Genomic DNA, 23878 nt, shown 5'->3' with positions numbered 1-23878 from the left:
CGGGACGAAGTAAAATGGGCGCGCGGTTCCTGTTTATCGGGACAATATCACTGTGTCTGGTTCCCGGGAGTGACTGTGCTCAAGCCCAGGACGCGCCCGGTGCGACCGAGGTCCTACCCGCGATCGAGGTGGTTTCGCCGGGGACAGCTGCCAGGCCCGCCCGCAGCAGAAATGCGCCCCGGGCGACCAGGAACGTCCGCAGGGTTTTCGTCTATCCGACCGCGCCCACGCCGACGGCGGGTTCTGGAATGGATGTCGACAAGGTGGCGGCAAGCGTCAATGCGGTCGGAGCCGGACAGATTACGCGCACCGGCTCGCTCAACATCGCGGACGCATTACAGCAACAGGTGCCGGGTATCATCATCAGTGATACGACCGGAAATCCGTTCATGCCCGATATTCAGTTTCGGGGTTTCGTCGCATCTCCGGTCGCCGGTACGCCTCAGGGACTGGCGGTTTACCAGAACGGCGTGCGCGTCAACGAAGCGTTCGGCGACACCGTCAACTGGGACTTGATCCCGACGGCCGCGATCAGGTCGGTCACCGTCGTCACCAACAATCCCGCCTTCGGTCTCAATGCGCTGGGCGGCGCCGTCAACGTTCAGATGAAGGATGGCTTCAACTATCGCGGCGCCGAAATCAACACGATGGGCGGTTCGTTCGGGCGCATCCAGAGTTCGGCGCAGTATGGCAAGCAGATCGACAATTTTTCCGTCTATGGCGCGCTGGAAGGCGTGCGTGACAACGGCTTTCGCAATTTTTCGGAGTCGGCCATTCGCCGGTTCTACGGCGATGTCGGCTACCGGACCGATAGCAGTGAATTTCACCTCAATGTGGGCGTCGCCAAGAACAATTTCGGCGCGGCTGCGACGGTGCCGGCTGAACTGCTGCAGAACTACTGGGGCGCCACCTACACCACGCCGCAGACGACATCCAACCAGGTTGCATATGCCAATCTGACCGGAAAGGTCGAGGCCACGCCGACCTGGACGATCGAAGGCTCGGCGCGCGTCCGCGCTTTCAGGCAAAAAACGGTGGATGGCAATCCGACCGAGACGGAGCGATGCGCGGCCGATCCGGGCCTGCTTTGCTTTAACGACGACGACGTCCCGGCGAATGGCCTGAACGGCGTCCAGCTTGCCAATCCCTTCCCTGACAACGCCGTGCTGGGACAGATCGACCGGACCACAACCCGTTCGGTCACGACGGGGGCAACCCTGCAGGCAACCAATACCGACCAGCTGTTCGGGCACAACAATCAGTTCATGGTCGGCGCCAGTATCGACTCCGGCGTCACCCGGTTCGGGGCCAGCGCCGAACTCGGCACCATCGGTTCGAACTACGTCGTCAACGGCAGCGGCATCTATCTCGGACCATCCGGCGAGCCGATCGCGATCGGCCCGGTTTCGCTTCGCGCCACCAACCGCTACACCGGGCTCTACGCGTCAGACACGTTCGACGTTACCGATAGATTTTCGATCACGGGCGGCGGCCGGTTCAACCATGCGCATATTAAGCTGGAGGATCAGATCGGTACGGCGCTCAACGGCGAGCATACGTTTACCCGCTTCAATCCGATGATCGGCGGCACCTACAAGATCACACCCGCCTTGACTGCCTATGCGGGGTATTCCGAGGCCAATCGAGCACCGACCCCGCTGGAGCTTGCGTGCGCCGACCCCTTGCGCCCCTGTCTCATTGCCGCATTCCTCATCGCCGACCCGCCGCTGAAACAAGTCGTGTCCCGCACCATCGAGGCAGGCTTCCGCGGAACGTCGGAGCTGAATATCGGAACGTTGAGTTGGAAAGTTGGTGCGTTCCGCGCCACCAATGCCGATGATATCCTCGCGATTCCGAGCCCGGAGCTGCAGGGATTTGGTTACTTCCAGAACGTGGGTTCGACACGGCGCCAGGGCATCGAGGCCCAGGTCAATCTGACGTCGAAGACACTGCAACTTTATGCCAGCTATGCCCTCGTGGATGCGCGCTTCCTCGATGTGCTGCAAGTCGGCTCCAACAGCCCGTTCGCCGACGACAACGGCAATGTCCAGATCCTGCCGGGCAATCGAATTCCGGCGATCCCCCGCAACCGGATCAAGTTCGGCATCGACTATTCGGTCACAGACGCCTTCAAGGTCGGAGGCGATGCGCTGTTCGTCGGCAACCAGTACTTTGCGGGCGACGAATCCAATCAGGCGCAGCGCCTGCCGTCCTATGCGGTTTTCAACCTGCACACCTCGTATCAGATCAACAAGACGTTCCAGATCTACGCCCGTGCGGACAACATCTTCGACAACCGCTATGCGACCTTCGGCACCTTCTTCGATACGGGCGACGTGCCCAACTTCGCCAATGGCGGTGCGCCCTTCACCGATGCGCGTTCGCTCAGCCCGGCGCGGCCGCGCGCCTTCTACGCAGGCCTGAAGGCGACGTTCTAAACGAACGGCGCGTCACGGGATGCCGATCAAAGCCGGCCTTCACGGCCGGTTCCACCAGGCATGGCCGATCCATCCCAACACCAATGCGCCTGCAATCCACAACAGGATGATAACAGCCATTCCTGCCCGGCTGGTCGGACGCTGCGCGGCCGCGTTCGCCTTGGCGCGATACTCGACCATGATCTCATCGGGAATCAGCGTCACCACGAGCCAGATGCCCAAAGGGAGCAGGATCAACTCGTCGAGATAACCGATGATGGGGATGAAGTCCGGAATTAGGTCAATCGGCGACAGCGCATATCCGGCAACGGCAATGGCGAGCGCCTTCGCGTACCACGGCACGCGCGGATCGCGGGACGCGAGATAGATCGCGTGAGCGTCGCGTTTCAGGCCCTTCGCCCACGATTTGATACGAGAGAGCATTGCGCCTTCCAGAGTACCGGGTTCCTTGGCCAAGGTAGCAGCGTGAGCAGAACTTGCGGGGCATTTCAGCCGCGCTTTTTGCGGGTTGATGGCCGGGTGAGACGCAGGCGGCCATAGGTGCGCGGCAGAAACTGCTTGCCCCTGGTGCTGAGGAAATCGAGCATCGCCTGCGCCGGCGGCAGCAAGACCTTGTCCTTGCGGGCGAGCACGAACCATTGCCGGACCACGGGAAGGCCATCAACGTCGAGCACAGTCAATCGCCGTTCGTCGAGTTCGGTAGCCACCGTGTGCGCGGAAATGAATGCAATGCCCAAACCTGCGATCACGGCCTGCTTGATGGTCTCGTTGCTGGTCATGGCAAGGCCGATCTTGGGACGAATGCCGGCGGATTCGAACAGCTGCTCCATCAGGCCGCGCGTTCCGGATCCGGGTTCGCGCGTCAGGAAAGTCTCGCTCGCAAGCTCGCCCGGCGCGATGCGGGATTTTCGCGCCAGCCGATGTCCCGTCGGCGCGATGATGACGTGGGGGTGATCGCCGATCAGGTGAACGTTCATGTCGATGTCGGCCGGCGGGCGGCCCATGATCGCAAAGTCGAGATCGTAGCCGCGTAGCGCCGTGCCGATCTCCTGCCGGTTACCGATCGAGAGCGTGACTTCGACGTCCGGGTGACGCTTCGAAAATCCTGAAATCATGAACGGCACGAAATATTTCGCGGTGCTGACGGCGCCGATCGAGATGCGGCCGGCCGTCTTCCCCGCCATCATCGCCATCGTGGTTTCGCAATCTGATATCGCCGCCTCGATCCGCTCAGTCAGCGCCAGCACTTCGCGCCCGGCATCCGTCAGCAGCATGCCGTCGCCGGTGCGCTGGATCAGCGGCAGCCCGGCGAGTGCCTGCAAATTGCGAAGCTGCAGCGTGACCGCGGGCTGGGTGAGGTGGAGCTGTTTGGCCGCTGATGTGACCGATCGGCTTTTTTGAACAGCGGCCAGTGCACGCAACTGGCGGATCGTCACTTCCCGCAATAACCGGCCTGCCATCGCCGCACCCTTTATAACAAAAACTTTGCTCAGACCAAAGATAACAAAATTTTACTAATTCGGCAAACTGCGTTTCCTTTGACATCGCGGATTGCCAAACCGGCGAGACGCTTGAGAGCCCCCGAAAGAGGGCACAGGGGAGACGGCCATGGACGAGCGCGTGACGCTGCGTTCACATCTCGATCGGTCCGCGTTGCAGACGCCGCTGCATGGCGCTGCGCTTGCCGACGTGATCAAGGCGATTGCCGCCGCTTCCATCGAACTTGCCGGGTTGATCGCGGATGGACCGTTCGCAGGCATCACCGGGCAGAACGGCGGCATCAATCCTGACGGCGATCAGCAAAAGGATATCGATGTCGCCGCCGATGAAATGATACGGCGCGCCTTGCGCGGCACCCCGGTGGCGGCGGTTCTTTCCGAGGAAGCGGCGCTGCCGGAAACCTTGCGTCCCTCGGCGCCGTTCTGTGTTGCGATCGATCCGCTCGATGGGTCGGCCAACCTCGACAACAATATCTCGGTCGGCACCATCTTTTCGATCCGCCCCAGGGGCAATGACCTGCTTTCGACCTTCTTCGAGCCCGGCACGGCGCAGTGCGCCGCGGGTTTCATCGTCTACGGTCCGCAGACCACGCTCGTCCTCGCGCTCAATGCGCGCGTCGATGTCTTTATGCTCGACCGCCACGCGCAGGAGTTCGTGCGGACCCGGCAGGCCGTGCAGATCGCTCGCAATATGCCGGAGTTCGCCATCAACGCGTCCAATCACCGCCACTGGCACGGGCCGGTCCGCACCTATATCGACGAGTGCCTCTCCGGCACCAGCGGCGGAGGCGAGGCGGATTTCAACATGCGCTGGATCGGTTCGCTGGTGGCCGAAGCGCTTCGCATCCTGGTGCGTGGCGGCGTGTTCCTTTATCCGGCCGATGCCCGCCCGAGCTATCGGGAAGGGCGGCTTCGCCTGCTGTACGAAGCCCATCCAATGGCGCTGATCATGGAATGGGCGGGAGGCGCGGCGTCGACCGGGCGCCGGCGAATTCTGGAACTGGCTGCGAAAACCCCGCATCAGCGGGTGCCGCTGATCATGGGATCCGTGCACCACGTGCGCGACGTTACGGCCATTCACGACAGGATCGAACCGATGTTCGACAATAGCGACGCACCGCTGTTTGCGCGGCGCGGTCTGTTTCTCTGACGAGGCGAACGACATGTCGCGGGCTCATCCCATCATATCAATCACGGGTTCGTCGGGCGCCGGCACGACGTCGGTGAAGAAGACGTTCGAGCAGATCTTCCGCCGCGAAAAGGTGGTTGCGGCCTATATCGAAGGCGACGCCTTCCACCGCTACAATCGCTTCGAGATGCGCACGAAAATGCTGGAGGAAGCCGAGCGTGGCAACAAGCATTTCAGCCATTTCAGCCCGGAAACCAACCTGTTCGTCGAGCTGGAACGGGTGTTCCGGGACTACGGCGAGTCCGGCACCGGAACGACGCGTCACTACATCCACGACGACGAAGAGGCGAAACTGTACGGCGCCGAACCGGGCACGTTCACCGACTGGCGCCGATTGCCTGAGAATTCCGACCTGCTGTTCTACGAAGGACTGCACGGCGCTGTGGTCACCGACAAGGTCAACGTCGCACAGCATGCCGATCTCAAAATCGGCGTCGTGCCGGTCATCAACCTGGAATGGATCCAGAAGCTGCACCGCGACCGCAGCGCCCGCGGCTATACCGCGGAGGCGGTGACCGACACCATCCTGCGGCGCATGCCCGACTACGTGAACTACATCTGTCCGCAATTCGCCGAGACCGACATCAACTTCCAGCGCGTGCCGACCGTCGATACGTCGAACCCGTTCATCGCGCGTTGGATTCCAACGCCGGATGAATCGATGGTGGTGATCCGCCTAAGGAATCCGCGCGGCATCGATTTTCCGTACCTGCTGTCGATGATTCCGCACAGCTTCATGTCGCGCGCCAATTCGATCGTGATCCACGGCGCGAAACTCGATCTGGCGATGCAGCTCATTCTCACCCCGCTGATCCTGCAACTGATGGAACGCAAGAGGCGCACGACATGAACGCTCCCCTGTCCCGTATTGCCGGCTATCCGGATGTTTCGCACGCGGAGATGGCCAATGCGATCCGCTTTCTGGCGATCGATGCGGTCGAGCAGGCGAAATCCGGTCATCCGGGCATGCCGATGGGCATGGCTGACGTCGCCACCGTTCTGTTTTCGCGATTCCTCAAATTCGATCCGGCCGACCCGGCATGGCCTGACCGCGATCGCTTCGTGCTATCAGCCGGTCACGGCTCGATGCTGCTGTATGCGCTGCTGCACCTGACGGGCTATGAGGGCGTGACCTCGGACGAGCTCAGAGCCTTTCGGCAATGGGGATCGAAAACGCCGGGACATCCCGAGTATGGCCATACCCCCGGCGTCGAGACCACCACCGGGCCGCTCGGGCAGGGCATCGCCACGGCCGTGGGGATGGCGCTCGCCGAACGGCTGATGAACGCGCGCTTCGGCGACGACTACGTCGATCACTTCACCTATGTGATATCAGGCGATGGCTGCCTGATGGAGGGCCTCAGCCATGAGGCGATCTCGCTGGCGGGCCATCTCAGGCTCAATCGCCTGATCGTGCTGTTCGACGACAATGAGATTTCGATCGACGGCGCGACCTCGCTGTCGTGTTCGGATGACCAGCTCGCACGGTTCAAGGCCTCCGGATGGTCGGCCTGCCGGATGGACGGCCACGACCCCGAAGCCATCGCCGCTGCCATCGAACGGGCCCGCACCAGCGACCGGCCGTCGCTGATCGCCTGCCGCACGCTGATCGGCTTCGGGGCGCCGAACCGCCAGGGCAGCGAAAAAGCCCATGGCGCGCCGCTCGGCGCCGATGAAGTCGCAAAGACCCGCGATGCGCTGAACTGGCCGCATCCGCCGTTCCAGGTTCCGGAGCATATCGCGACGCAATGGCGCAACGCCGGCGCACGCGGGCATGCCGCCCGCCGCAGCTGGATCGAGCGGACCAAGCGCTGTGCCGTGGCGCGCTCGCCGTTTCACGATGCCCTCAATCGCAATCTGCCGTGCGGCTACGTCGACGCGATGGCGGGCCTGCGCGATCGCTTCGCCGCCGAGCGGCCTGATATCGCGACCCGGCAGGCCTCGCAGCTGGTGATCGACGGAATCGCCGAGGCGTTGCCGAACCTGCTCGGCGGCTCCGCCGATCTGACTCATTCCAACCTGACGCGCGCCAAGACACATCGGCCGGTGCAGGCCGATTGTCTCAACGGCAGCTACATTCACTACGGCGTCCGCGAGCACGCGATGGCGGCGGCGATGAACGGTATCGCGTTGCATGGCGGCTTCATTCCCTATGGCGGTACGTTTCTCAGCTTCGCCGACTACAGCCGCCCCGCGATCAGGCTGGCGGCGTTGATGGGTATCCGCGTCATCCATGTGATGACGCACGACTCGATCGGGTTGGGCGAGGATGGCCCCACTCACCAGCCGGTCGAGCATCTGGCATCGCTGCGGGCGATCCCCAACCTGCTGGTGTTTCGCCCCGGCGATGCCATTGAGACCGCAGAAGCCTGGGATTGTGCGTTGCGCGCCCAAAATAGCCCGTCGCTGCTGTGCCTGTCGCGGCAGGCGATGCCGACGTTCCGCGAAGCCGGCGAGCAGAATCTGGTCGCGTTCGGCGCTTACGTCGTGGTCGATCCGGAGGAAGGCCGTGACGTCACCCTGATCGCCACCGGCTCGGAAGTATCGATCGCCATGCACGCGGCCGAACTGCTGGCAAGCGTCGACGTCCGCGCGGCCGTGGTCTCGGCGCCGTGCTTCGAATTGTTTCGCCAGCAATCGCGCGAATATCGGACCGCGGTGCTCGGACGCGTGCCGCGGGTCGGTGTCGAAGCCGCGGTCGAAGGCGACTGGGCGCGCTGGCTCGGCGATGACGGCGAATTCGTCGGCATGACCGGCTTTGGCGCCTCCGCACCGGCCGAAACGCTCTACCGCGAGTTCGGCATCACCGCTGACGGAGTAGCGAAGGCTGCCCTGCGCTGCATCGCGCGCGCGAGAATGGCGGTGAACGACACATGATCGCCTGCAAACAGACAACGACACGGAGGGGCCGATGGCCAGGATCACATTGAGGCAATTGCTGGATCATGCCGCCGAGCGCGGCTACGGCGTGCCGGCGTTCAACATCAACAATATGGAGCAGGGCCTTGCGATCATGGAGGCGGCGGCTGCCGTCGATGCGCCCGTCATCATCCAGGCCTCGCGCGGTGCGCGCTCCTACGCCAACGACATCATGCTCTCGAAGATGATCGACGCGCTGGAGGAGATGCATCCGCAGATTCCGCTCTGTCTGCATCAGGACCACGGCAACGAGGAAGCAACCTGTGCCACCGCGATCAAGCATGGCTTCACGTCCGTCATGATGGACGGCTCGCTCAAGGCCGACGCCAAGACTGCGGCGGATTACGACTACAACGTTAACATCACCCGCCGCGTGGTCGACATGGCGCACTGGATCGGCGCCTCGGTCGAGGGCGAACTGGGGGTGCTCGGTTCACTGGAGCATGGCGGCGGCGAACAGGAGGACGGTCACGGCGTCGAGGGTGAGGTCAGCCGCGATCAGCTGCTGACCGACCCCGACCAGGCGGTCGATTTCGTCCGCGCCACCAAAGTCGATGCGCTGGCGATCGCGATGGGCACTTCGCACGGGGCGTACAAGTTCTCGCGCAAGCCGGACGGGGATATCCTCGCGATGCGGGTGGTCGAGGAGATCCATCGCCGGCTGCCAAATACGCATCTGGTGATGCACGGTTCCTCCTCGGTGCCGCAGCGGCTGCAGGACATGTTCAACCAGTTCGGCGGCGAGATGCCGCAGACCTGGGGCGTGCCGGTCGAGGAGATCGTCCGCGGCATCAAGCATGGCGTCCGCAAGGTCAATATCGACACCGACTGCCGGCTGGCGATGGCCGCGGCGTTCCGCAAGGTCGCGACGCAAAGCCGAAGCGAATTCGACCCACGCAAATTCCTCAAGCCCGCGATGGACGCGCTGCGCGACCTTTGCCGTGAGCGCTTCGAGCAATTCGGCACCGCTGGTCACGCCTCGAAGATCAAGGTCGTTCCCTTGGCCGAGATGGCGAGACGCTATCGCTCCGGCGCGCTCGATCCACGCATCGGGGAGATGACCAATGCCGCATGACCTTTTGATCCCCACGGTCCCGACCAGCCGCCGCACGCAACATGAGGAAACCAGTATGAACCAGCACTCGATGACCATTCGCGGCAAGGAACGCTACAAGTCAGGCGTTATGGAATACAAGAAGATGGGCTATTGGGAGCCCGACTATGTGCCAAAGGACACCGACATCATCGCGCTGTTCCGGGTCACGCCGCAGGATGGTGTCGACCCGATCGAAGCCGCGGCGGCGGTGGCCGGCGAATCCTCGACCGCGACCTGGACCGTGGTGTGGACCGACCGGCTGACGGCGGCGGAGAAATACCGCGCAAAGTGCTACCGCGTCGATCCGGTGCCGAACTCGCCGGGGCAATATTTTGCCTACATCGCTTACGATCTCGACCTGTTCGAGAATGGATCGATCGCCAATCTGTCGGCGTCGATCATCGGCAACGTGTTCGGCTTCAAGCCGCTGAAGGCGTTGCGGCTGGAAGACATGCGGCTGCCGGTGGCCTATGTCAAAACATTCCAGGGCCCCGCGACCGGCATCGTGGTCGAGCGCGAGCGCATGGACAAGTTCGGCCGCCCGCTGCTCGGGGCCACCGTGAAGCCGAAGCTTGGGCTCTCCGGCCGCAACTACGGACGCGTGGTCTATGAGGCGCTCAAGGGCGGGCTCGACTTCACCAAGGACGACGAGAACATCAACTCGCAGCCGTTCATGCATTGGCGCGAGCGCTTCCTCTATTGCATGGAGGCGGTCAACAAGGCGCAGGCCGCGTCCGGCGAGATCAAGGGTACCTATCTCAACGTCACCGCCGGAACCATGGAGGACATGTACGAACGCGCCGAATTCGCCAAGGAACTCGGTTCGGTCATCATCATGATCGATCTCGTCATCGGCTACACCGCGATCCAGTCGATGGCGAAATGGGCGCGCCGCAACGACATGATCCTGCATCTGCATCGGGCAGGGCATTCGACCTATACGCGGCAGCGCAGTCATGGTGTTTCGTTCCGCGTCATCGCGAAATGGATGCGGCTCGCGGGTGTCGATCATATTCATGCCGGCACCGTGGTCGGCAAACTCGAGGGCGATCCGGCGACCACGCGCGGCTATTACGACATCTGCCGCGAGGACTACAATCCGGTGCGGCTCGAGCACGGCGTGTTCTTCGACCAGAACTGGGCCAGCCTCAACCGGATGATGCCGGTCGCATCCGGCGGCATTCACGCCGGGCAGATGCACCAGCTGCTCGATCATCTCGGCGAAGACGTGATCCTGCAGTTCGGCGGCGGCACCATCGGTCACCCGATGGGCATTCAGGCTGGCGCTACCGCCAACCGCGTGGCGCTGGAAGCGATGATCCTCGCGCGCAACGAGGGCCGCGACTATCTGCGCGAAGGGCCGGAAATTCTCGCCAAGGCGGCAGAGACCTGCACGCCGCTGAAATCGGCGCTCGAGGTCTGGAAGAACGTCACCTTCAATTATGAATCGACCGACATGCCGGACTACGTCCCCACACCCAGCGTCGCAATGTAAGGAGCTGATATTATGCGTGTCACCCAGGGCTGCTTCTCGTTCCTGCCTGACCTCACCGACGAGCAGATCACCCGCCAGGTCCAGTATTGCCTGGAGAAGGGCTGGGCGGTGAACATCGAATTCACCGACGACCCCCATCCCCGCAACAGTTTTTGGGAGATGTGGGGATTGCCGATGTTCGATCTCCGCGACGCTGCCGGCGTGATGATGGAGCTCGCTCAATGCCGCAAGGTATATGGCAACAGCTACATCCGAATGTCGGCGTTCGATAACAGCCACGGCTGGGAATCGGTGCGGCTGTCCTTCATCGTCAACCGGCCAAAGGACGAACCCGGCTTCCGCCTCGAGCGGCACGAGATGGCCGGCCGCAACATTCGCTACACCACGAAGTCCTACGCGGTCGATCGCCCGGAAGGCGGTCGTTACGGCTAGCTCACCTTTTACCCTGCCGGCCGGCGGTGCTCCCTCATCGACCCCAGCCGGAAGTACTGCTCCGTCGCCATAAGGGTGGCGACGGAGTTTTTTTCTCGAAAGGTGGTTCGCACATGGATTTGGATGCCTCACCAATGACAGACCGGGTCAATCTCCGCGAAGAGCTCGAGGCCGTCGGCATCGAGGAGATCCTGACCCAGCTCGACCGCGAGCTGATCGGGCTGAAGCCGGTCAAGACCCGCATTCGCGAGATCGCGTCGCTGCTATTGATCGAACGTATCCGCAAGCGCATGAATCTGACCACGGACACGCCGACGCTGCACATGTCGTTCACCGGCAATCCCGGCACCGGCAAGACCACGGTGGCGCTGCGGATCGCGGGCATTCTCCACCGGCTGGGTTTCGTCCGCCGCGGCCATGTCGTCTCGGTCACCCGCGATGAGCTGGTGGGGCAATATATCGGCCACACCGCGCCCAAGACCAAGGAGGTGCTGAAGAAGGCGATGGGCGGCGTGCTGTTCATCGATGAGGCCTATTACCTCAATCGGCCGGACAATGAACGCGACTACGGCCAGGAAGCGATCGAGATATTGCTGCAGGTGATGGAATCGCAGCGCGAGGATCTGGTGGTGATCCTTGCCGGCTATGGCGACCGCATGGAAAAATTCTTCGCCAGCAATCCGGGCTTCCGCTCCCGCATCGCCCATCACATCGATTTTCCGGATTATTCCAATGATGAGCTGCTCGCCATCGCCGAGCTGATGCTGCACGACATGAACTACAAGTTCAGCGACGAGGCGCGGGAGGCGTTCACCCGCTACATCGCGGCACGCGTCACCCAGCCGCTGTTCTCCAACGCGCGCTCGATCCGGAACGCGCTCGACCGCATGCGGCTGCGGCAGGCCAATCGTCTCGTCGCCGATCTCGACCGCATGCTGGACGCCGACGACGTGATGTCGCTGCAGGCGTCGGACGTGCTCGCCAGCCGGGTGTTTTTGAAAGACAAGTCCTAGACTAGAGTCCGATGTTACGCTGTGTTTCGTTCGGAAGTCCGCCCGTTAGCCGCCTGACGCATTCGGTATGGTTCGCTCGATCTCTCGTGCAGCGGCGATGAGGACATCCGACACTTCGACGGCACGGCGCGGGCTCAGCCTGTTTCTTACCGCGGAAAGGGTAATCGCCGCCGCGGGCTGACCGTCGGGACTCCTGATCCAGGCCGAGAGCGATTTCGTTCCTTGCACGAGGCCGACGTCGCGCAAATTATAGCCCCGGCGCCGCGCGAGCCGGATTTGTCCCAGTACCGTCGGCAGGTCGGTGCGATAGGCCATGAATCGTGCCTCGTTGGCGAGGACGATCCCGCGCGCCTCCGGAGCCGGCATCGCGGCCAGAATGGCCACGCCCGCGCTGGAGACCCCGAGTGGCCGCCGCGCGCCGACCTCGATCGACAGCACCTGGATCGGATATGAGCCGATGCGCCGCGCGACGCACAGCGTATCGAGCCCGGTGCGCACCGTCAGGAACAAGGTATCGCCGAGCTGTGCGGACGCCCGCGCCAGATAAGGCTCGGCCGCGACCAGCAGCGGCGAGCGCGATTGCCGCGCCAGCGCCAGTTCCGCCACCTGGCGGCCGATCGCGTAGCGTCCGGTCTGGGCGCTGCGCTCGACAATGCCTTCCTCGATCAGCACCTGCGCGATCCGGTGGACGGTGGGACGGGTGAGGGACGTTGCCCGAACGACCTCCGACAACGGCACGCCGGTTTCCCGGCCGGCCGCTAGAATCCGCAACACGGTCAAGGCGCGGCGGATCGCCTGCCCGCCCTGCTGCGGCTCCGGTCTGTCACGCCGCCGTCCATCCGTCATCCAGGTTCGTCCGATGTCCATAATGTGGACAAAAACACCACAATTCCATCGACAAGGGAAGCCCGCGGGGCAAGATCGGATCAACGTATAGGCGGACGGGCTGAAGCTCGCCCACAACAACGAGGCAGCGGATTGCTCCAGCTGCTTAGGCCTTTCGGGAGGATGCAATGAGATTTTTCGCCATCGCCGGCATCGCGGTCACGGCATTGATGACGGCGCTGTCGAGCGCTCCGGTCGCGGCCCAGCAATGGCCGGCACGGTCGGTGAAGCTCATCGTGCCCTATCCGGCCGGCGGCAATGTCGATGGAGCCGCGCGCATCATCGCCGACAAGCTGCAAACGATGCTGGGGCAGCCCTTCATCGTGGAAAACAAGGCCGGTGCCGGCGGTCTGATTGCCGGCGAGGCATTCGCGAAGTCGACGCCCGACGGCTACACGCTGTTTGTCGGCGCCAACGGACCGGTGCTGTTCGCCCCCGAGATCGCCAAGCGCGACGCCTACAACTGGAAACGCGATTTCCTGCCCATCTCCTCGATTTCGATGACGCCATTGGTGCTCGAGGTGCATCCGTCGGTCGCGGCAAAGGATCTGAAGGAATTCTTCGATCTCGCTCGCCGCGAGCCCGGCAAGATGACGATGGCCTCGCCCGGCGCCGGCACCACCAATCATTTGCTCAGCGAACTCGTACAGTCGACGCTCGGCATCCAATGGGTGACGGCGCATTACCGCGGCAACGCGCCCGCCATCAACGATCTGATCGGGGGCCAGGTGCAGTTTGCCTTTGACCAGATTTCGGTCGGACTGCCCTTCATCAAGAATGGAAATGTGCGCGCACTTGCCGTCACCGGCAGCCACCGCGCCTCGTGGATACCTGACGTGCCTACCTTCGCCGAACTCGGTTACAAGGAATTCGACGGCCAGACCTTTACCGGCCTGTTCGCACCATCAGGTACGCCCGCTGAGATCGTGACGAAGCTGCACGATACGATGGCGACGATCCTGAAGGATCCCGCGATCGTCGAAAAGTTCAATACGCTCGGCGCCGAGGCCGTCACGATGACGCCGGCGGCGTTCAAGAGCTATCTCGAGGCCGAGGACGCCAAATGGATCCCGGTGGTCCGCAAGGCGAACATCAAGTCCGATTGAGGGGCCTGCGATGCGGATCGATCCGTCAGACCTCGATGCCGAGCGGGCCTACCGGCTGATCACCGGCATCGTGGTGCCGCGTCCGATCGCCTGGGTCACCAGCCTGTCGGGCGGCGGCACCGTCAACCTTGCGCCGTTCAGCGCCTTTACCTTTGTCTCGCCGAAGCCGCCGATGCTGGCGATCAGCGTCGGCCACAAGGCTGGAATCTACAAGGACACGGCACATAATATTCTCAACAACGAGGAATACGTCGTCCACATCGCCGATTCGAGCCTGATGATTGCGGTGCATGAGAGTTCCACCGAGCATCCGCCCGAAGTCAGTGAGGTCGAGGAGTTGCAACTCGAGACGCTGCCGAGCGAGCGCATTAGGGTGCCCCGTCTGGCCGCAGCACCGATCGCGATGGAGTGCCGCTTTCGGCAATGCCTCGAATTCGGCGAAACCCGCAGCCGGCTGATTGTCGGCGAAGTGCTGGTGTTCCACGTCCGCGACGGGCTGCTGCAGAACGGCAAGATCGAGACCGAGGCGCTGGACCCCATCGCACGCATCGGCGGTCCGCGCTACGCGCGGCTCGGCGAGATCGTCACCCTGAAGCCAGTTTTCCAGACCTCGAAATCCGAATCCTGAAGGAAGCCAAATGCGTCTCCTGAGCTATCACGCCAACGGACGACCGTGCTTCGGCGCGGCCGTTGCCGGCGGTGTCGTCGATCTGAGCAGCCGAATTGGCACCAAGTTTCCCGACTTGCGGACCTTGATTGCCGGCGACGGCCTCGAGGCCGCGCGTGCCGCCATCGCCGGACAAGCGCCGGACCATGCGCTCGGCGATCTCACCTTGCGGTCGCCGATCCCGGCCCCGGAAAAGCTGTGGTGCATCGGCGTCAACTACCGGGATCGCAACGCTGAATACAAAGACAATTCGGACCTGCCGAAATATCCCAGCCTGTTCGTCCGTAATCCGTCCTCGGTGGTCGGCTCCGGTCAGCCGATCGAGAAGCCGAAAATTTCCGAGCAACTGGATTACGAGGGCGAACTCGTCATCGTGATCGGCAAGGCGGGGCGCCATATCCCGCGCGAGCGGGCCTTCGACCACATCTTCGGCATGACGCTGTGCAACGAAGGCAGCGTGCGCGACTGGCTGCATCACGGCAAATTCAACGTCACGCAGGGCAAGAATTTCGATCGCTCCGGCAGCGTCGGGCCGTGGATTGTCAGTTCCGACGAATGCGATCCGCGCGGGCCGCACGATATCGTCACCCGCGTCAACGGCGAGGTGCGGCAGAGCGATTCCACCGAGCGGCTGATGTTTCCGTTCGACTTCCTGATCGCCTATCTCTCCACCTTCGCGACCCTGAAGCCGGGCGACATGATCGCAACCGGCACCCCGACCGGCGCGGGTGCGCGGTTCGATCCGCCCCGCTGGCTGAAGCCCGGCGACGTGGTCGAGGTGGAATCCTCCCGCATCGGTATCCTGCGCAACGTCGTTGCCGCGGAGGCCTAGATCATGCTCGACCAGCAAACCATCGACCGCCTCGCGCAGCGTCTCGACGAGGCCGAACGCAGCAAATCGCTGATCCCTGCGTTCACGTCGGAATATCCGGAACTGACGATCGAGGATGCCTATGCGATCCAGCGGGCGTGGACCAGGCTGCAGCTTTCGCGCGGCCGCATCATCAAGGGCCACAAGATCGGCCTGACGTCGAAGGCGATGCAGAACGCGGTGGGTATCTCCGAGCCGGACTTCGGCGTGCTGTTCGCGGACATGTTCTATTCGGACGCCGGCACCATCCCGTTCGACCGCTTTCACGCCCCGCGCATCGAGGTCGAACTGGCGTTCGTCCTGAAGGCGCCGCTGAAGGGGCCGGACTGCACGCTGTTCGACGTGCTCAACGCCACCGACTACGTCACACCTGCGCTGGAAATTCTCGAAACGCGCATGCACCGGGTCGACCCCGAGACAAAGGCGCCGCGCAAGGTCACCGATACGATCTCCGACAACGCGGCGAACGCGGCGCTGGTGGTCGGCGGCCGGCCGTTCCGGCCGCTGGAGGCCGATCTGCGCTGGATCGGAGCTTTGCTGTTTCGCAACGGGCAAATCGAAGAGACCGGGATCGCGGCCGGCGTCCTCAACCACCCGGCCAATGGCGTGGCGTGGCTCGCCAACCGGCTGGCTCTCCATGACGAGCACCTGGCTGCGGGCGAAGTGGTGTTGGCGGGATCCTTTACGCGCCCGGTCGAAATCAGCAAGGGCGATACGTTTCATGCCGATTACGGTCCGTTCGGATCGGTTTCCTGCCAATTCGTCTGAGCGAACATTTTTCAAAACGAGGTGTGCAAATGGCGCGACGCAAGAGCATCCATATCGGCGAGTTCAAGCATGCCAACCCGATTCCGAATGCATGCCGGATCGGCAATCTCTTGATGTCCGGCGTCATCCTCGGTCGCGATCCCGCAACCGGCGTCATGCCTGATCGTATCGAGGACCAGTGCGCCAACATGTTCGCCCACATGAAGACCATCGTGGAAGCCGGCGGCGGCAGCACCGACGACATCATCAAGATGACGGTGTGGCTGCAGGATCGCACCCAGCGCGCGCCGGTCAATGTGGAGTGGCTGAAGATGTTTCCCGACGAGCATTCGCGCCCCGCCCGTCATGCGCTGCAGATGAACATGGATGGCGGCGCGCTGGTGCAGTGCGACTTCACCGCCGTGATCGATTGAAGGCATCGAGAAGAGGACAAACCATGCCGAGCTACCTTCCGTTCGATCCGACCCCGCGCCGTCCTTTGAGGCTGCCGCCGCCGAAGAGCATCGACAGCCAGTTTCACGTGCTGGGGCCGGTGGAAAAATATCCGATCCGGGCAGGGGCGGCCTACCAGATGCCATCCGCGACCTGGGAGGCGGCGCTGCGCGTCCACAAGGCGCTCGGCATCGAGCGCGGCATCATTGTGCAAACCACGACCTATGGCGCTGATCATTCCGTGGTGCTGGATGGCCTGGCCGCGATGGGGCCGAACTATCGCGCCTGCGCCAACGCACTCGTCTTTGCAGAAGCCGATGATTCCTATCTTGCCAGGCTTGATGCCGCAGGTGTCGGCGGGGCACGCTTTAGTTTCCGAAAAGAGCTTGGCGCGGTGCTGTCCGACAAGGATTTCGAGCGCGCCATCGCGCGCATCCGCGAGCTCGGCTGGTACGCGAAGTTCCAGCCCGAGAAGGATGGCATCGTCGGGAATCTCGACAAGATCCGCGGGCTGAACGTGCCTGTCCTGATCGATCACATGGGGCGACCCGATCCGTTGCGCGGCAAGGACGACCCGAATTTGCGCGCGGTGCTCGACCTGCTCTCAAAGGGCAATTTCTGGGTGATGCTGTCGCTCGGCGAGAAGACCTCGAAGGCCGGCCCGCCGTGGGACGACGTCATTCCGATCGCCCGCGCCTATATCGAGGCGGCGCCCGACCGCTGTGTCTGGGCCAGCGACTGGCCGCATCCGGTTTCGGTGGTCCAGCCGCCCAACGATGCGGATCTGCTGGAGCTGCTCTATCGCTATGCGCCCGATGAAGCGGAGCTTGAGAAAATTCTGGTGACCAATCCAGCCAGGCTATTTGGCTTTCCGGATTGATGGGCGCGGGGAAGCTCCAATGAACCCCCACAGGCGTCAGCTGTAAACCGAATCGATGCAACTCGCGCGCGGCGAAGTTCGCCCGGGGCGCGGGTCAAGCAGGCCTCTCTCCCTAATTTCGCAATACTCTCAGCGCCCGATGGGTCTACACTGTCGGCGGCAGATTTGTGCTGGCATGCACCAAATGGCGATGAGAGATTTCGAATGACCGATGTGACCGAGAAAACCCCTCCCGCTTCCCCGGCCGACGCATCTTTCCGGCCGCATTCGTCGCATTGGGGCGTGTTTTCGGCGCGCTGGCGGGGTGATGAACTCGAGGTTCGGCCGCATCCTGACGATCCCGATCCGAACCAGATCATCGACAATTTTCCCGGCGCCTTGCGTCATCGCGCGCGGGTCGCGCAGCCGATGGTGCGCCGCGGCTGGCTCGAAGGAAAGCGCGGGCCGGACGCGCGCCGCGGGCGTGATGAATTTGTCCCGATGTCGTGGAAGGACGCGCTGGACCTGCTCGGCGCGGAACTCGCCCGCGTGCGGGATAATTATGGCCCGGGCGCGGTGTTCGGTGGATCCTACGGCTGGTCGAGCGCGGGCCGCTTTCACCATGCGCAAAGCCAGGTCCATCGCTTCCTGAACGTCGCGATGGGCGGCTACGTCAAGTCGGTCAATTCATACAGTTCCGGCGCCGCCACTGTCGTGGTGCCTCACATCATCGGCGACTACGAGGATTTGACCAAGCGCAACGTCTCCTGGGAACAGATTGCCGAGCATAGCGATGTCGTGCTCGCCTTCGGCGGCATGGCGCTGAAGAACAGCATGGTGGCCGGCGGCGGCACCAGCAAGCATGTCGAGCGTGGCGCCATGGCGCGCGCCGCCGCGCGCGGCTGCCAGTTCGGCCATGTGAGCCCGCTGCGCGGCGATTTGCCGGACGAGGCCCGCTCGCAGTGGATCAGCAACATCCCGGGCACCGATGTCGCCTTGATGCTGGCGCTGGTGCATACGCTGGTCGTCGAGGGACTGCACGATCGCGCTTTCCTCGATCGCTTCACGGTTGGCTGGCCGGTGTTCGAGCGTTACGTCCTGGGCGAGACGGACGGCCAGCCCAAGGACGCGGCATGGGCCGCCGCGATATCAGGCGTTGCGGCCGACACCATCGTGGCGCTCGCCCGACAGCTCCACGGCCGCCGCGCGCTGATCGTGGTCTCGCACTCGCTGCAACGGGCCGAACATGGCGAGCAACCGGTCTGGATGGGCGCGGTGCTTGCCGCAGCGCTGGGGCAGATCGGTCTGCCGGGCGGCGGCTATGCCTATGCACTCGGGGCCATCGCCTATTACGGACGGCGCTACAATTCCGTGCCGACGCCGACCTTGTCGCAAGCCCGTAACGGCGTCACCGAATTCATTCCGGTCGCCCGCATCGCCGACATGCTGCTCAATCCCGGCGGCACCTACCGCTACAACGGCAAGACCAAAACCTATCCCGACATCAAGCTGGTCTACTGGGCCGGCGGCAATCCGTTCCATCATCATCAGGACATCAACCGCCTGCGCAAGGCTTTCGCGCAGGTCGATACGCTGGTGGTGCATGAATTGGGCTGGACCGCGACGGCGAGGCATGCCGATTTCGTGCTTCCCGCGACCATGACGCTGGAGCGCGAGGATATCGGCGCCAACGCCAACGATCCCTTGCTGGTGCCGATGCAGCAGATTGCGCCGCCTTTTGGCGAAGCGCGGGACGATTACGCCATCTTCTCCGATCTCGCCGAACGCCTCGGCAAGCGCGAAGCCTTCACCGAAGGCCGTAACGTCCGCCAATGGCTGGAGCATCTGTACGAGCCGACACGGCAGGGGCTGGCGGAGCGCAATTTGCCGGCGCCCAGCTTCGACGAGTTCTGGAAGAGCGATGGCCTGATCATGCCGCAACATCCCGACGATGGCGGGCAGCTGCGCCGTTTCCGCGAAGATCCTGATGGAGCGAAGCTGCCGACACCCAGCGGCAAGCTCGAGATTTTCTCGGAGACCATCGCCGGCTTTGGCGAGACGGACTGTCCGGGTCATCCGGCCTGGCTCGAGCGGGTGCAGGTGCCGGCGCCTACAGCGCCGCTGATCCTGGTCGCCAACCAGCCGGCCACGCGGCTGCACAGCCAGCTCGACTTCGGTGGCCACAGCGCAGCGTCGAAGCATCGCGGACGCGAGGTCGCCTGCATGAATCCGGTCGACGCCGCCGCGCGCGGGATCTCCGACGGTGATATCATTCGATTGTTCAACGAGCGTGGTGCATGCCTTGCGGGCGTGCGCGTCACCGACGGCATCCGGCAGGGCGTCATCCAGCTTGCCACCGGCGCCTGGTATGATCCCGCCGATCCCCAGGAAGAGGCCTCGCTTTGCGTGCACGGCAACCCGAACGTGCTGACGCGGGACGTCGGCACGTCCTCTCTGGCGCAGGGCTGCACCGGGCAACTGACGACCGCCGAGGTGGAACGCTTCACCGGCAATCTGCCGCCGATCCAGGCCTACGATCCGCCCGTGACCGCGAAACGCGGAAGCTGAGCGATGGACAAGGTCGATCTCTGCTTCACGCCGGCAACGGAGCTGGCAGGCGCGATCCGCACCAAAGAACTATCCTCCGTCGAAGTCACATCGACGGTGCTGGAGCGCATCACAGCCCTTGAGCCCAAACTGAACGGCTTTGCCCATCTGGCGGCGGAAGAGGCGATGGCCGCCGCGAAAACTGCCGACACCGCCCTTGCCAAGGGAGCCTCTATGGGTCCTCTGCACGGCGTTCCCGTGACCATCAAGGATCTCGAACCGGTGCGCGGCATGCCGTTCGAACGCGGGACCTATTTGTTTCGCGGCGAGGTCGCGCCCGCAGATAACGTCGCGGTCGCGCGGCTTCGCGACGCGGGCGCCATCATTCTCGGCAAGACCACCACGCCCGAGTTCGGCTGGAAGGGCGTCAGCCACAGTCCGCTGACCGGCGTCACGCATAATCCCTGGAAGCTCGGCTTGAACGCCGGCGCGTCTTCTTCGGGCGCGGGCGTAGGCGCCGCCGCTGGTTATGGCCCGCTCCATCAAGGCAGTGACGGCGCGGGCTCGATCCGCATGCCCGCGCATTTCTGCGGCGTCTACGGAATCAAGCCGACCTACGGCCGCGTGCCGCAATCGCCGATGACACCGAGCGACAACACCGTGCATCTCGGTCCTTTGACGCGCACGGTCGCGGACGCCGCGCTGATGCTGAAAGTGATGGCCGGCCGCCATCCCGACGATCAGTCGAGCCTTGAAGGGCCGCCGGCCGACTATCCCGCACAGCTCGCGGGCAGGCCACGCGCGCCGCGCATCGCATTCAGTCCGGATCTCGGCCATGCCCGCGTCGATCCTGATGTGGCGGCATTGGTGCGCAAGGCCGCAGAGGCGTTCGAAACCGAGCTCGGCTGGCGCGTCGAACAGGTCAAGACGCCATGGGGACCGAAGGGCCCGGAACTGGCGCGCTTCTTCTGGCCGGCGCATTACAGCCGTTACGCGGATCGCGTCGCCGAATTCCGCGACCGGCTGGATCCGGGCTTCGTCGCATGCTTTGAGGCCGGACTGCACATCACACTGTCAGACTATCTGAAAATGAAGGTCGCAAAACTCGCCTATTGCGCGGAGATCCACCATTTCTTCGAGGATTGGGATTTCCTCCTGACACCGGCGGTGTCGGTTGCGGCATTCCCCGCCACGCAGCTCCAGCCCGACCATTGGCCGCAGCATCCGTGGGACTGGATGTCGTGGGCGGAGTTTTCCTATCCGTTCAACCTGGCGCAGAATCCGGCTGCGTCGCTTCCCTGCGGGTTCACCAGTGCGGGCCTGCCGGTCGGGCTGCAGATCGTCGGCCGGCGCTGCGACGATCTCGGCGTGCTGCAAATGTCCGCCGCGTTCGAGGCCGTACGTCCATGGGCCTCCGCGCGTCCGCCGATTGCTTGAGCAATGCAGCGGCTGGACGCCTACGCAACTTCCAGCGCCCGCGCGTAGGTCAGCCCTGAATTGGCGATGTGCGACGTCATCAGCGTCTCGAAAGCCGCGAGTTCGCCGCGCTCGAACAAATGGAGCAGCTTGCGGTGCTCGTCGAACGAGGCCGGTGTCTGGACGTCGACCGGTGCGCTCAAATTGGTGCGCAGCGCGGCCACGCGTCCCGATACCAATTGATAGGACTCGACAAGATAGCGATTGCCGCAATGCGCGAAGAAGGCCTCATGCATTGCTGTATCCGCTCGCCCATAGGCGACGTTGTCCTTGGCCGCCAGCGCCTGCTCCATGTCAGAGATCGCGGACCGCATCGCCGCGACCGCGCCGGCGCGGTCATGACGATAGGCGAGCTCGGCGGCTTTGGGCTCGATGATGATCCTGAACGCGCAAAGTGCCGAGATGTCGGCAGCGCTCGGGGTAAAGACAAAGCTGCCGACCTGCGGCCGGATCACCACGAGCCCCTGCGATTGCAACAGACCCATCGCTTCGCGCACCGGCGTTCGGCTGACGCCGAACGATTGCGCGATCATCTCTTCGGAAATGACAGCACCCAGTCCGAACTCGCCATCGATGATGGCCTGACGCAGCCGCAGCATGACCCGCTGCGACAGCGACTTCGGTGCATCGAGCTTGAGCGATTTCATGGGCCCTCTTGCCTCCGCCTCGATCAGATCACCTTTCCGGGATTGAGCAAATGATCGGGATCGAGCGCCGCTTTCAGCGTGCGCATCAGCGCGATCTCCGCTTCGCTGCGCGCATGGCCGAGCCATTTTTTCTTCATCGTTCCGATGCCGTGTTCGGCGGAGACGCTGCCGCCCAGGTCGCGCACCAGGCCGTAGATGATCGCGTCCATTTCTTCCTTTGGCTGGCGCTCGACCGGCAGGCCCGCGACCCAGGACACCAGATGCAAATTGCCGTCGCCGATATGGCCGTAATAGACGCTCTCGCATCCGGCGATGCCGGTGGCCAGCGCTGACTTGCAGCGGCTGACGAACTCATCCATGCGCGCCACCGCAAGCCCGATATCGTAGGAAATGTGCGGGCCGAGCACCTGGCCGAATTCCGAACAGATGTCGCGCACCGCCCAGAACGCCTTGGTCTGCGCCACCGATTGCGAGACGGCGGCGTCTAGCAGCAGTCCGCGCGCCATCAGGCCTTCGAGCCAGGCTTCGAACTGCGGCGCATCAACGCTCTCATTGGTGCCTTGCGCCTCCACCAGCACATAGAGACCATGACCGGTGCCGACCGGCGCGCGCACGCCGGCCCGCGCCGTAATCACCTCCCAATAGTCCGGCCACATCACTTCGAACGCCGACAGCAGCGGACCGAGCCCGCCACGCGCCGCGTCGAGCAGATCAAGCACCGCAGGATAGTCCGCCACTGCGCAGAGTGCCGCCATAGTCGAGCGCGGTTTCGGAAACAGCCGCAATACGACGCGCGTGATGATGCCGAGCGTGCCTTCCGAGCCGATGAACAGATGCTTCAGATCGTAGCCGGCATTGTTCTTCAGGAGCTTGTTGAGATTGGTGACGATGGTGCCGTCCGGCAGCACTACTTCGAGGCCAAGCACCAGCTCGCGCGTCATGCCGTAACGAATGACGCGATTGCCGCCGGCATTGGTGGAAAGATTGCCGCCGATCGCGCAGGAGCCGCGCGATCCCAGATCGAGCGGAAAGAAGAAGCCGGCTTCATCCGCTGCCTTCTGGATCGTCTCCAGCGGCGTGCCGGCCTTGACCGTCATGGTCGAGCTGGCGCGATCGATCTCTTCAATGCCGACCATTCGCTCCAGCGAAATGGCGACCCAGCCCGGTTCCGGAGAAGCACCGCCGCACAGGCCGGTCAATCCGCCTTGCGGCACGAACGGCAGCTGCGCCTTGCGGCATGTCGCGATCGCCTCCGATACGCCGGCTGCGTCCAGCGGCCGAACCACCGCGATCGGTGTTTGGGGCAGGCTCGCGCTCCAGTCGTTGCAATTGCGGGCGGGAATATCGTCGCCGGTCAGCACCGCCTTTGCGCCGAGTTTGAGCTGCAAGGCGCTGAGCAGCTCCAGCGGTCGTTCGGGTCGCGTCATCGCATCCATGGCGGAGCCTTTGTTGGTCCGTCGCGCGTCCATGCGTTTTTGGCAGCGCGGCCTGCTCAATACCGAGTTGAGGTGTCCTTGTATGTAAGGTACAGCAGAAGTC

Annotated in this window: 21 protein-coding genes; 16 read left to right on the top strand and 5 right to left on the bottom strand. The window is 63.5% G+C overall.

Features of this window, described 5'->3' with window-relative positions:
• Window positions 1-14: 14 nt before the first annotated feature.
• Window positions 15-2438 (top strand): TonB-dependent receptor domain-containing protein, encoded by a 2424-nt coding sequence (locus JQ611_RS13735; RefSeq protein WP_212465733.1) that lies wholly within the window; start codon window positions 15-17, stop codon window positions 2436-2438.
• A 39-nt stretch (window positions 2439-2477) separates the two neighbouring features.
• On the opposite strand, the gene JQ611_RS13730 is transcribed toward JQ611_RS13735, so the two are convergent.
• Together JQ611_RS13730 and JQ611_RS13725 are read right to left on the bottom strand one after the other, a co-directional pair.
• Window positions 2478-2861 (bottom strand): YkvA family protein, encoded by a 384-nt coding sequence (locus JQ611_RS13730; RefSeq protein WP_212263406.1) that lies wholly within the window; start codon window positions 2859-2861, stop codon window positions 2478-2480.
• Between the two features lie 65 nt (window positions 2862-2926).
• Entirely contained in the window at window positions 2927-3898 is a 972-nt protein-coding gene (locus JQ611_RS13725; protein ID WP_212263407.1) for a LysR substrate-binding domain-containing protein, read from the bottom strand.
• Between the two features lie 148 nt (window positions 3899-4046).
• Between JQ611_RS13725 and JQ611_RS13720 the strand changes: the two genes are divergently transcribed.
• From JQ611_RS13720 to cbbX, 7 genes are all read left to right on the top strand, one after another.
• Window positions 4047-5087: a class 1 fructose-bisphosphatase gene (locus tag JQ611_RS13720; protein ID WP_212465732.1), complete on the top strand. Its 1041-nt coding sequence runs from the start codon at window positions 4047-4049 to the stop codon at window positions 5085-5087.
• 13 nt (window positions 5088-5100) lie between these two features.
• Window positions 5101-5976, top strand: coding sequence for a phosphoribulokinase (locus JQ611_RS13715; RefSeq protein WP_212263409.1), 876 nt, complete (start codon window positions 5101-5103; stop codon window positions 5974-5976).
• Complete coding sequence (gene tkt, locus JQ611_RS13710; RefSeq protein WP_212390519.1) at window positions 5973-8003, top strand: transketolase; 2031 nt, start codon at window positions 5973-5975, stop codon at window positions 8001-8003. Before JQ611_RS13715 ends, tkt begins: the two co-directional genes overlap by 4 nt.
• A gap of 34 nt (window positions 8004-8037) precedes the next feature.
• Window positions 8038-9120 (top strand): class II fructose-bisphosphate aldolase, encoded by a 1083-nt coding sequence (fba, locus tag JQ611_RS13705; RefSeq protein WP_212465731.1) that lies wholly within the window; start codon window positions 8038-8040, stop codon window positions 9118-9120.
• A 55-nt stretch (window positions 9121-9175) separates the two neighbouring features.
• Window positions 9176-10636: a form I ribulose bisphosphate carboxylase large subunit gene (locus tag JQ611_RS13700; protein WP_192736926.1), complete on the top strand. Its 1461-nt coding sequence runs from the start codon at window positions 9176-9178 to the stop codon at window positions 10634-10636.
• A 12-nt stretch (window positions 10637-10648) separates the two neighbouring features.
• Window positions 10649-11068, top strand: a complete 420-nt coding sequence (locus tag JQ611_RS13695) for a ribulose bisphosphate carboxylase small subunit (protein ID WP_192736655.1) — start codon at window positions 10649-10651, stop codon at window positions 11066-11068.
• Between the two features lie 134 nt (window positions 11069-11202).
• Window positions 11203-12081: a CbbX protein gene (cbbX, locus tag JQ611_RS13690; RefSeq protein WP_212465730.1), complete on the top strand. Its 879-nt coding sequence runs from the start codon at window positions 11203-11205 to the stop codon at window positions 12079-12081.
• A 45-nt stretch (window positions 12082-12126) separates the two neighbouring features.
• Here cbbX and JQ611_RS13685 read toward each other — a convergent pair whose 3' ends face one another.
• The gene (locus tag JQ611_RS13685; RefSeq protein ID WP_212390516.1) at window positions 12127-12927 is read right to left on the bottom strand and encodes an IclR family transcriptional regulator; all 801 of its coding nucleotides are present in this window, start codon (window positions 12925-12927) and stop codon (window positions 12127-12129) included.
• A 167-nt stretch (window positions 12928-13094) separates the two neighbouring features.
• On the opposite strand from JQ611_RS13685, the gene JQ611_RS13680 reads away from it, so the two are divergent.
• The 8 genes from JQ611_RS13680 (at window position 13095) to JQ611_RS13645 (ending at window position 21653) form a co-directional block, all read left to right on the top strand.
• Entirely contained in the window at window positions 13095-14072 is a 978-nt protein-coding gene (locus JQ611_RS13680) for a tripartite tricarboxylate transporter substrate binding protein (RefSeq protein WP_212390515.1), read from the top strand.
• Window positions 14073-14082: 10 nt separating this feature from the next.
• The gene (locus JQ611_RS13675; protein WP_212465729.1) at window positions 14083-14700 is read left to right on the top strand and encodes a flavin reductase family protein; all 618 of its coding nucleotides are present in this window, start codon (window positions 14083-14085) and stop codon (window positions 14698-14700) included.
• 10 nt (window positions 14701-14710) lie between these two features.
• Window positions 14711-15571 carry a fumarylacetoacetate hydrolase family protein gene (locus JQ611_RS13670; RefSeq protein WP_212263416.1) on the top strand — a complete coding sequence of 287 codons (861 nt, stop codon included), beginning with the start codon at window positions 14711-14713 and terminating at the stop codon, window positions 15569-15571.
• Between the two features lie 3 nt (window positions 15572-15574).
• The gene (hpaH, locus tag JQ611_RS13665) at window positions 15575-16378 is read left to right on the top strand and encodes a 2-oxo-hept-4-ene-1,7-dioate hydratase (protein WP_212465728.1); all 804 of its coding nucleotides are present in this window, start codon (window positions 15575-15577) and stop codon (window positions 16376-16378) included.
• Between the two features lie 29 nt (window positions 16379-16407).
• Entirely contained in the window at window positions 16408-16791 is a 384-nt protein-coding gene (locus JQ611_RS13660) for a RidA family protein (RefSeq protein ID WP_212465727.1), read from the top strand.
• A 23-nt stretch (window positions 16792-16814) separates the two neighbouring features.
• The gene (locus tag JQ611_RS13655) at window positions 16815-17690 is read left to right on the top strand and encodes an amidohydrolase (RefSeq protein ID WP_212465726.1); all 876 of its coding nucleotides are present in this window, start codon (window positions 16815-16817) and stop codon (window positions 17688-17690) included.
• Between the two features lie 204 nt (window positions 17691-17894).
• On the top strand, window positions 17895-20237 hold the full coding sequence (locus tag JQ611_RS13650; RefSeq protein WP_212465725.1) for a molybdopterin guanine dinucleotide-containing S/N-oxide reductase: 2343 nt from the start codon (window positions 17895-17897) through the stop codon (window positions 20235-20237).
• A gap of 3 nt (window positions 20238-20240) precedes the next feature.
• Complete coding sequence (locus JQ611_RS13645) at window positions 20241-21653, top strand: amidase (protein WP_212465724.1); 1413 nt, start codon at window positions 20241-20243, stop codon at window positions 21651-21653.
• Window positions 21654-21673: 20 nt separating this feature from the next.
• On the opposite strand, the gene JQ611_RS13640 is transcribed toward JQ611_RS13645, so the two are convergent.
• Both JQ611_RS13640 and JQ611_RS13635 read right to left on the bottom strand, forming a co-directional pair.
• The gene (locus tag JQ611_RS13640; RefSeq protein WP_212465723.1) at window positions 21674-22339 is read right to left on the bottom strand and encodes a GntR family transcriptional regulator; all 666 of its coding nucleotides are present in this window, start codon (window positions 22337-22339) and stop codon (window positions 21674-21676) included.
• Window positions 22340-22362: 23 nt separating this feature from the next.
• Window positions 22363-23775, bottom strand: a complete 1413-nt coding sequence (locus JQ611_RS13635) for an FAD-binding oxidoreductase (protein WP_212263518.1) — start codon at window positions 23773-23775, stop codon at window positions 22363-22365.
• Between the last annotated feature and the right edge of the window lie 103 nt (window positions 23776-23878).

The organism is Bradyrhizobium sp. AUGA SZCCT0182 (assembly GCF_018130185.1).
In the GTDB taxonomy this organism is placed as follows: Bacteria; Pseudomonadota; Alphaproteobacteria; order Rhizobiales; family Xanthobacteraceae; genus Bradyrhizobium.
Note: the sequence above shows the minus strand (reverse complement) of the source record. Positions and strands in the feature narration are given on the sequence as shown.

What these genes read in the sequence shown, in the direction of transcription:
- JQ611_RS13735 (WP_212465733.1), top strand. Translation starts at nt 15, where the DNA reads ATGGGCGCGCGGTTCCTGTTTATCGGGACAATATCACTGTGTCTGGTT.
- JQ611_RS13730 (WP_212263406.1), bottom strand. Translation starts at nt 2,861, where the DNA reads ATGCTCTCTCGTATCAAATCGTGGGCGAAGGGCCTGAAACGCGACGCT.
- JQ611_RS13725 (WP_212263407.1), bottom strand. Translation starts at nt 3,898, where the DNA reads ATGGCAGGCCGGTTATTGCGGGAAGTGACGATCCGCCAGTTGCGTGCA.
- JQ611_RS13720 (WP_212465732.1), top strand. Translation starts at nt 4,047, where the DNA reads ATGGACGAGCGCGTGACGCTGCGTTCACATCTCGATCGGTCCGCGTTG.
- JQ611_RS13715 (WP_212263409.1), top strand. Translation starts at nt 5,101, where the DNA reads ATGTCGCGGGCTCATCCCATCATATCAATCACGGGTTCGTCGGGCGCC.
- tkt (WP_212390519.1), top strand. Translation starts at nt 5,973, where the DNA reads ATGAACGCTCCCCTGTCCCGTATTGCCGGCTATCCGGATGTTTCGCAC.
- fba (WP_212465731.1), top strand. Translation starts at nt 8,038, where the DNA reads ATGGCCAGGATCACATTGAGGCAATTGCTGGATCATGCCGCCGAGCGC.
- JQ611_RS13700 (WP_192736926.1), top strand. Translation starts at nt 9,176, where the DNA reads ATGAACCAGCACTCGATGACCATTCGCGGCAAGGAACGCTACAAGTCA.
- JQ611_RS13695 (WP_192736655.1), top strand. Translation starts at nt 10,649, where the DNA reads ATGCGTGTCACCCAGGGCTGCTTCTCGTTCCTGCCTGACCTCACCGAC.
- cbbX (WP_212465730.1), top strand. Translation starts at nt 11,203, where the DNA reads ATGACAGACCGGGTCAATCTCCGCGAAGAGCTCGAGGCCGTCGGCATC.
- JQ611_RS13685 (WP_212390516.1), bottom strand. Translation starts at nt 12,927, where the DNA reads ATGACGGATGGACGGCGGCGTGACAGACCGGAGCCGCAGCAGGGCGGG.
- JQ611_RS13680 (WP_212390515.1), top strand. Translation starts at nt 13,095, where the DNA reads ATGAGATTTTTCGCCATCGCCGGCATCGCGGTCACGGCATTGATGACG.
- JQ611_RS13675 (WP_212465729.1), top strand. Translation starts at nt 14,083, where the DNA reads ATGCGGATCGATCCGTCAGACCTCGATGCCGAGCGGGCCTACCGGCTG.
- JQ611_RS13670 (WP_212263416.1), top strand. Translation starts at nt 14,711, where the DNA reads ATGCGTCTCCTGAGCTATCACGCCAACGGACGACCGTGCTTCGGCGCG.
- hpaH (WP_212465728.1), top strand. Translation starts at nt 15,575, where the DNA reads ATGCTCGACCAGCAAACCATCGACCGCCTCGCGCAGCGTCTCGACGAG.
- JQ611_RS13660 (WP_212465727.1), top strand. Translation starts at nt 16,408, where the DNA reads ATGGCGCGACGCAAGAGCATCCATATCGGCGAGTTCAAGCATGCCAAC.
- JQ611_RS13655 (WP_212465726.1), top strand. Translation starts at nt 16,815, where the DNA reads ATGCCGAGCTACCTTCCGTTCGATCCGACCCCGCGCCGTCCTTTGAGG.
- JQ611_RS13650 (WP_212465725.1), top strand. Translation starts at nt 17,895, where the DNA reads ATGACCGATGTGACCGAGAAAACCCCTCCCGCTTCCCCGGCCGACGCA.
- JQ611_RS13645 (WP_212465724.1), top strand. Translation starts at nt 20,241, where the DNA reads ATGGACAAGGTCGATCTCTGCTTCACGCCGGCAACGGAGCTGGCAGGC.
- JQ611_RS13640 (WP_212465723.1), bottom strand. Translation starts at nt 22,339, where the DNA reads ATGAAATCGCTCAAGCTCGATGCACCGAAGTCGCTGTCGCAGCGGGTC.
- JQ611_RS13635 (WP_212263518.1), bottom strand. Translation starts at nt 23,775, where the DNA reads ATGGATGCGATGACGCGACCCGAACGACCGCTGGAGCTGCTCAGCGCC.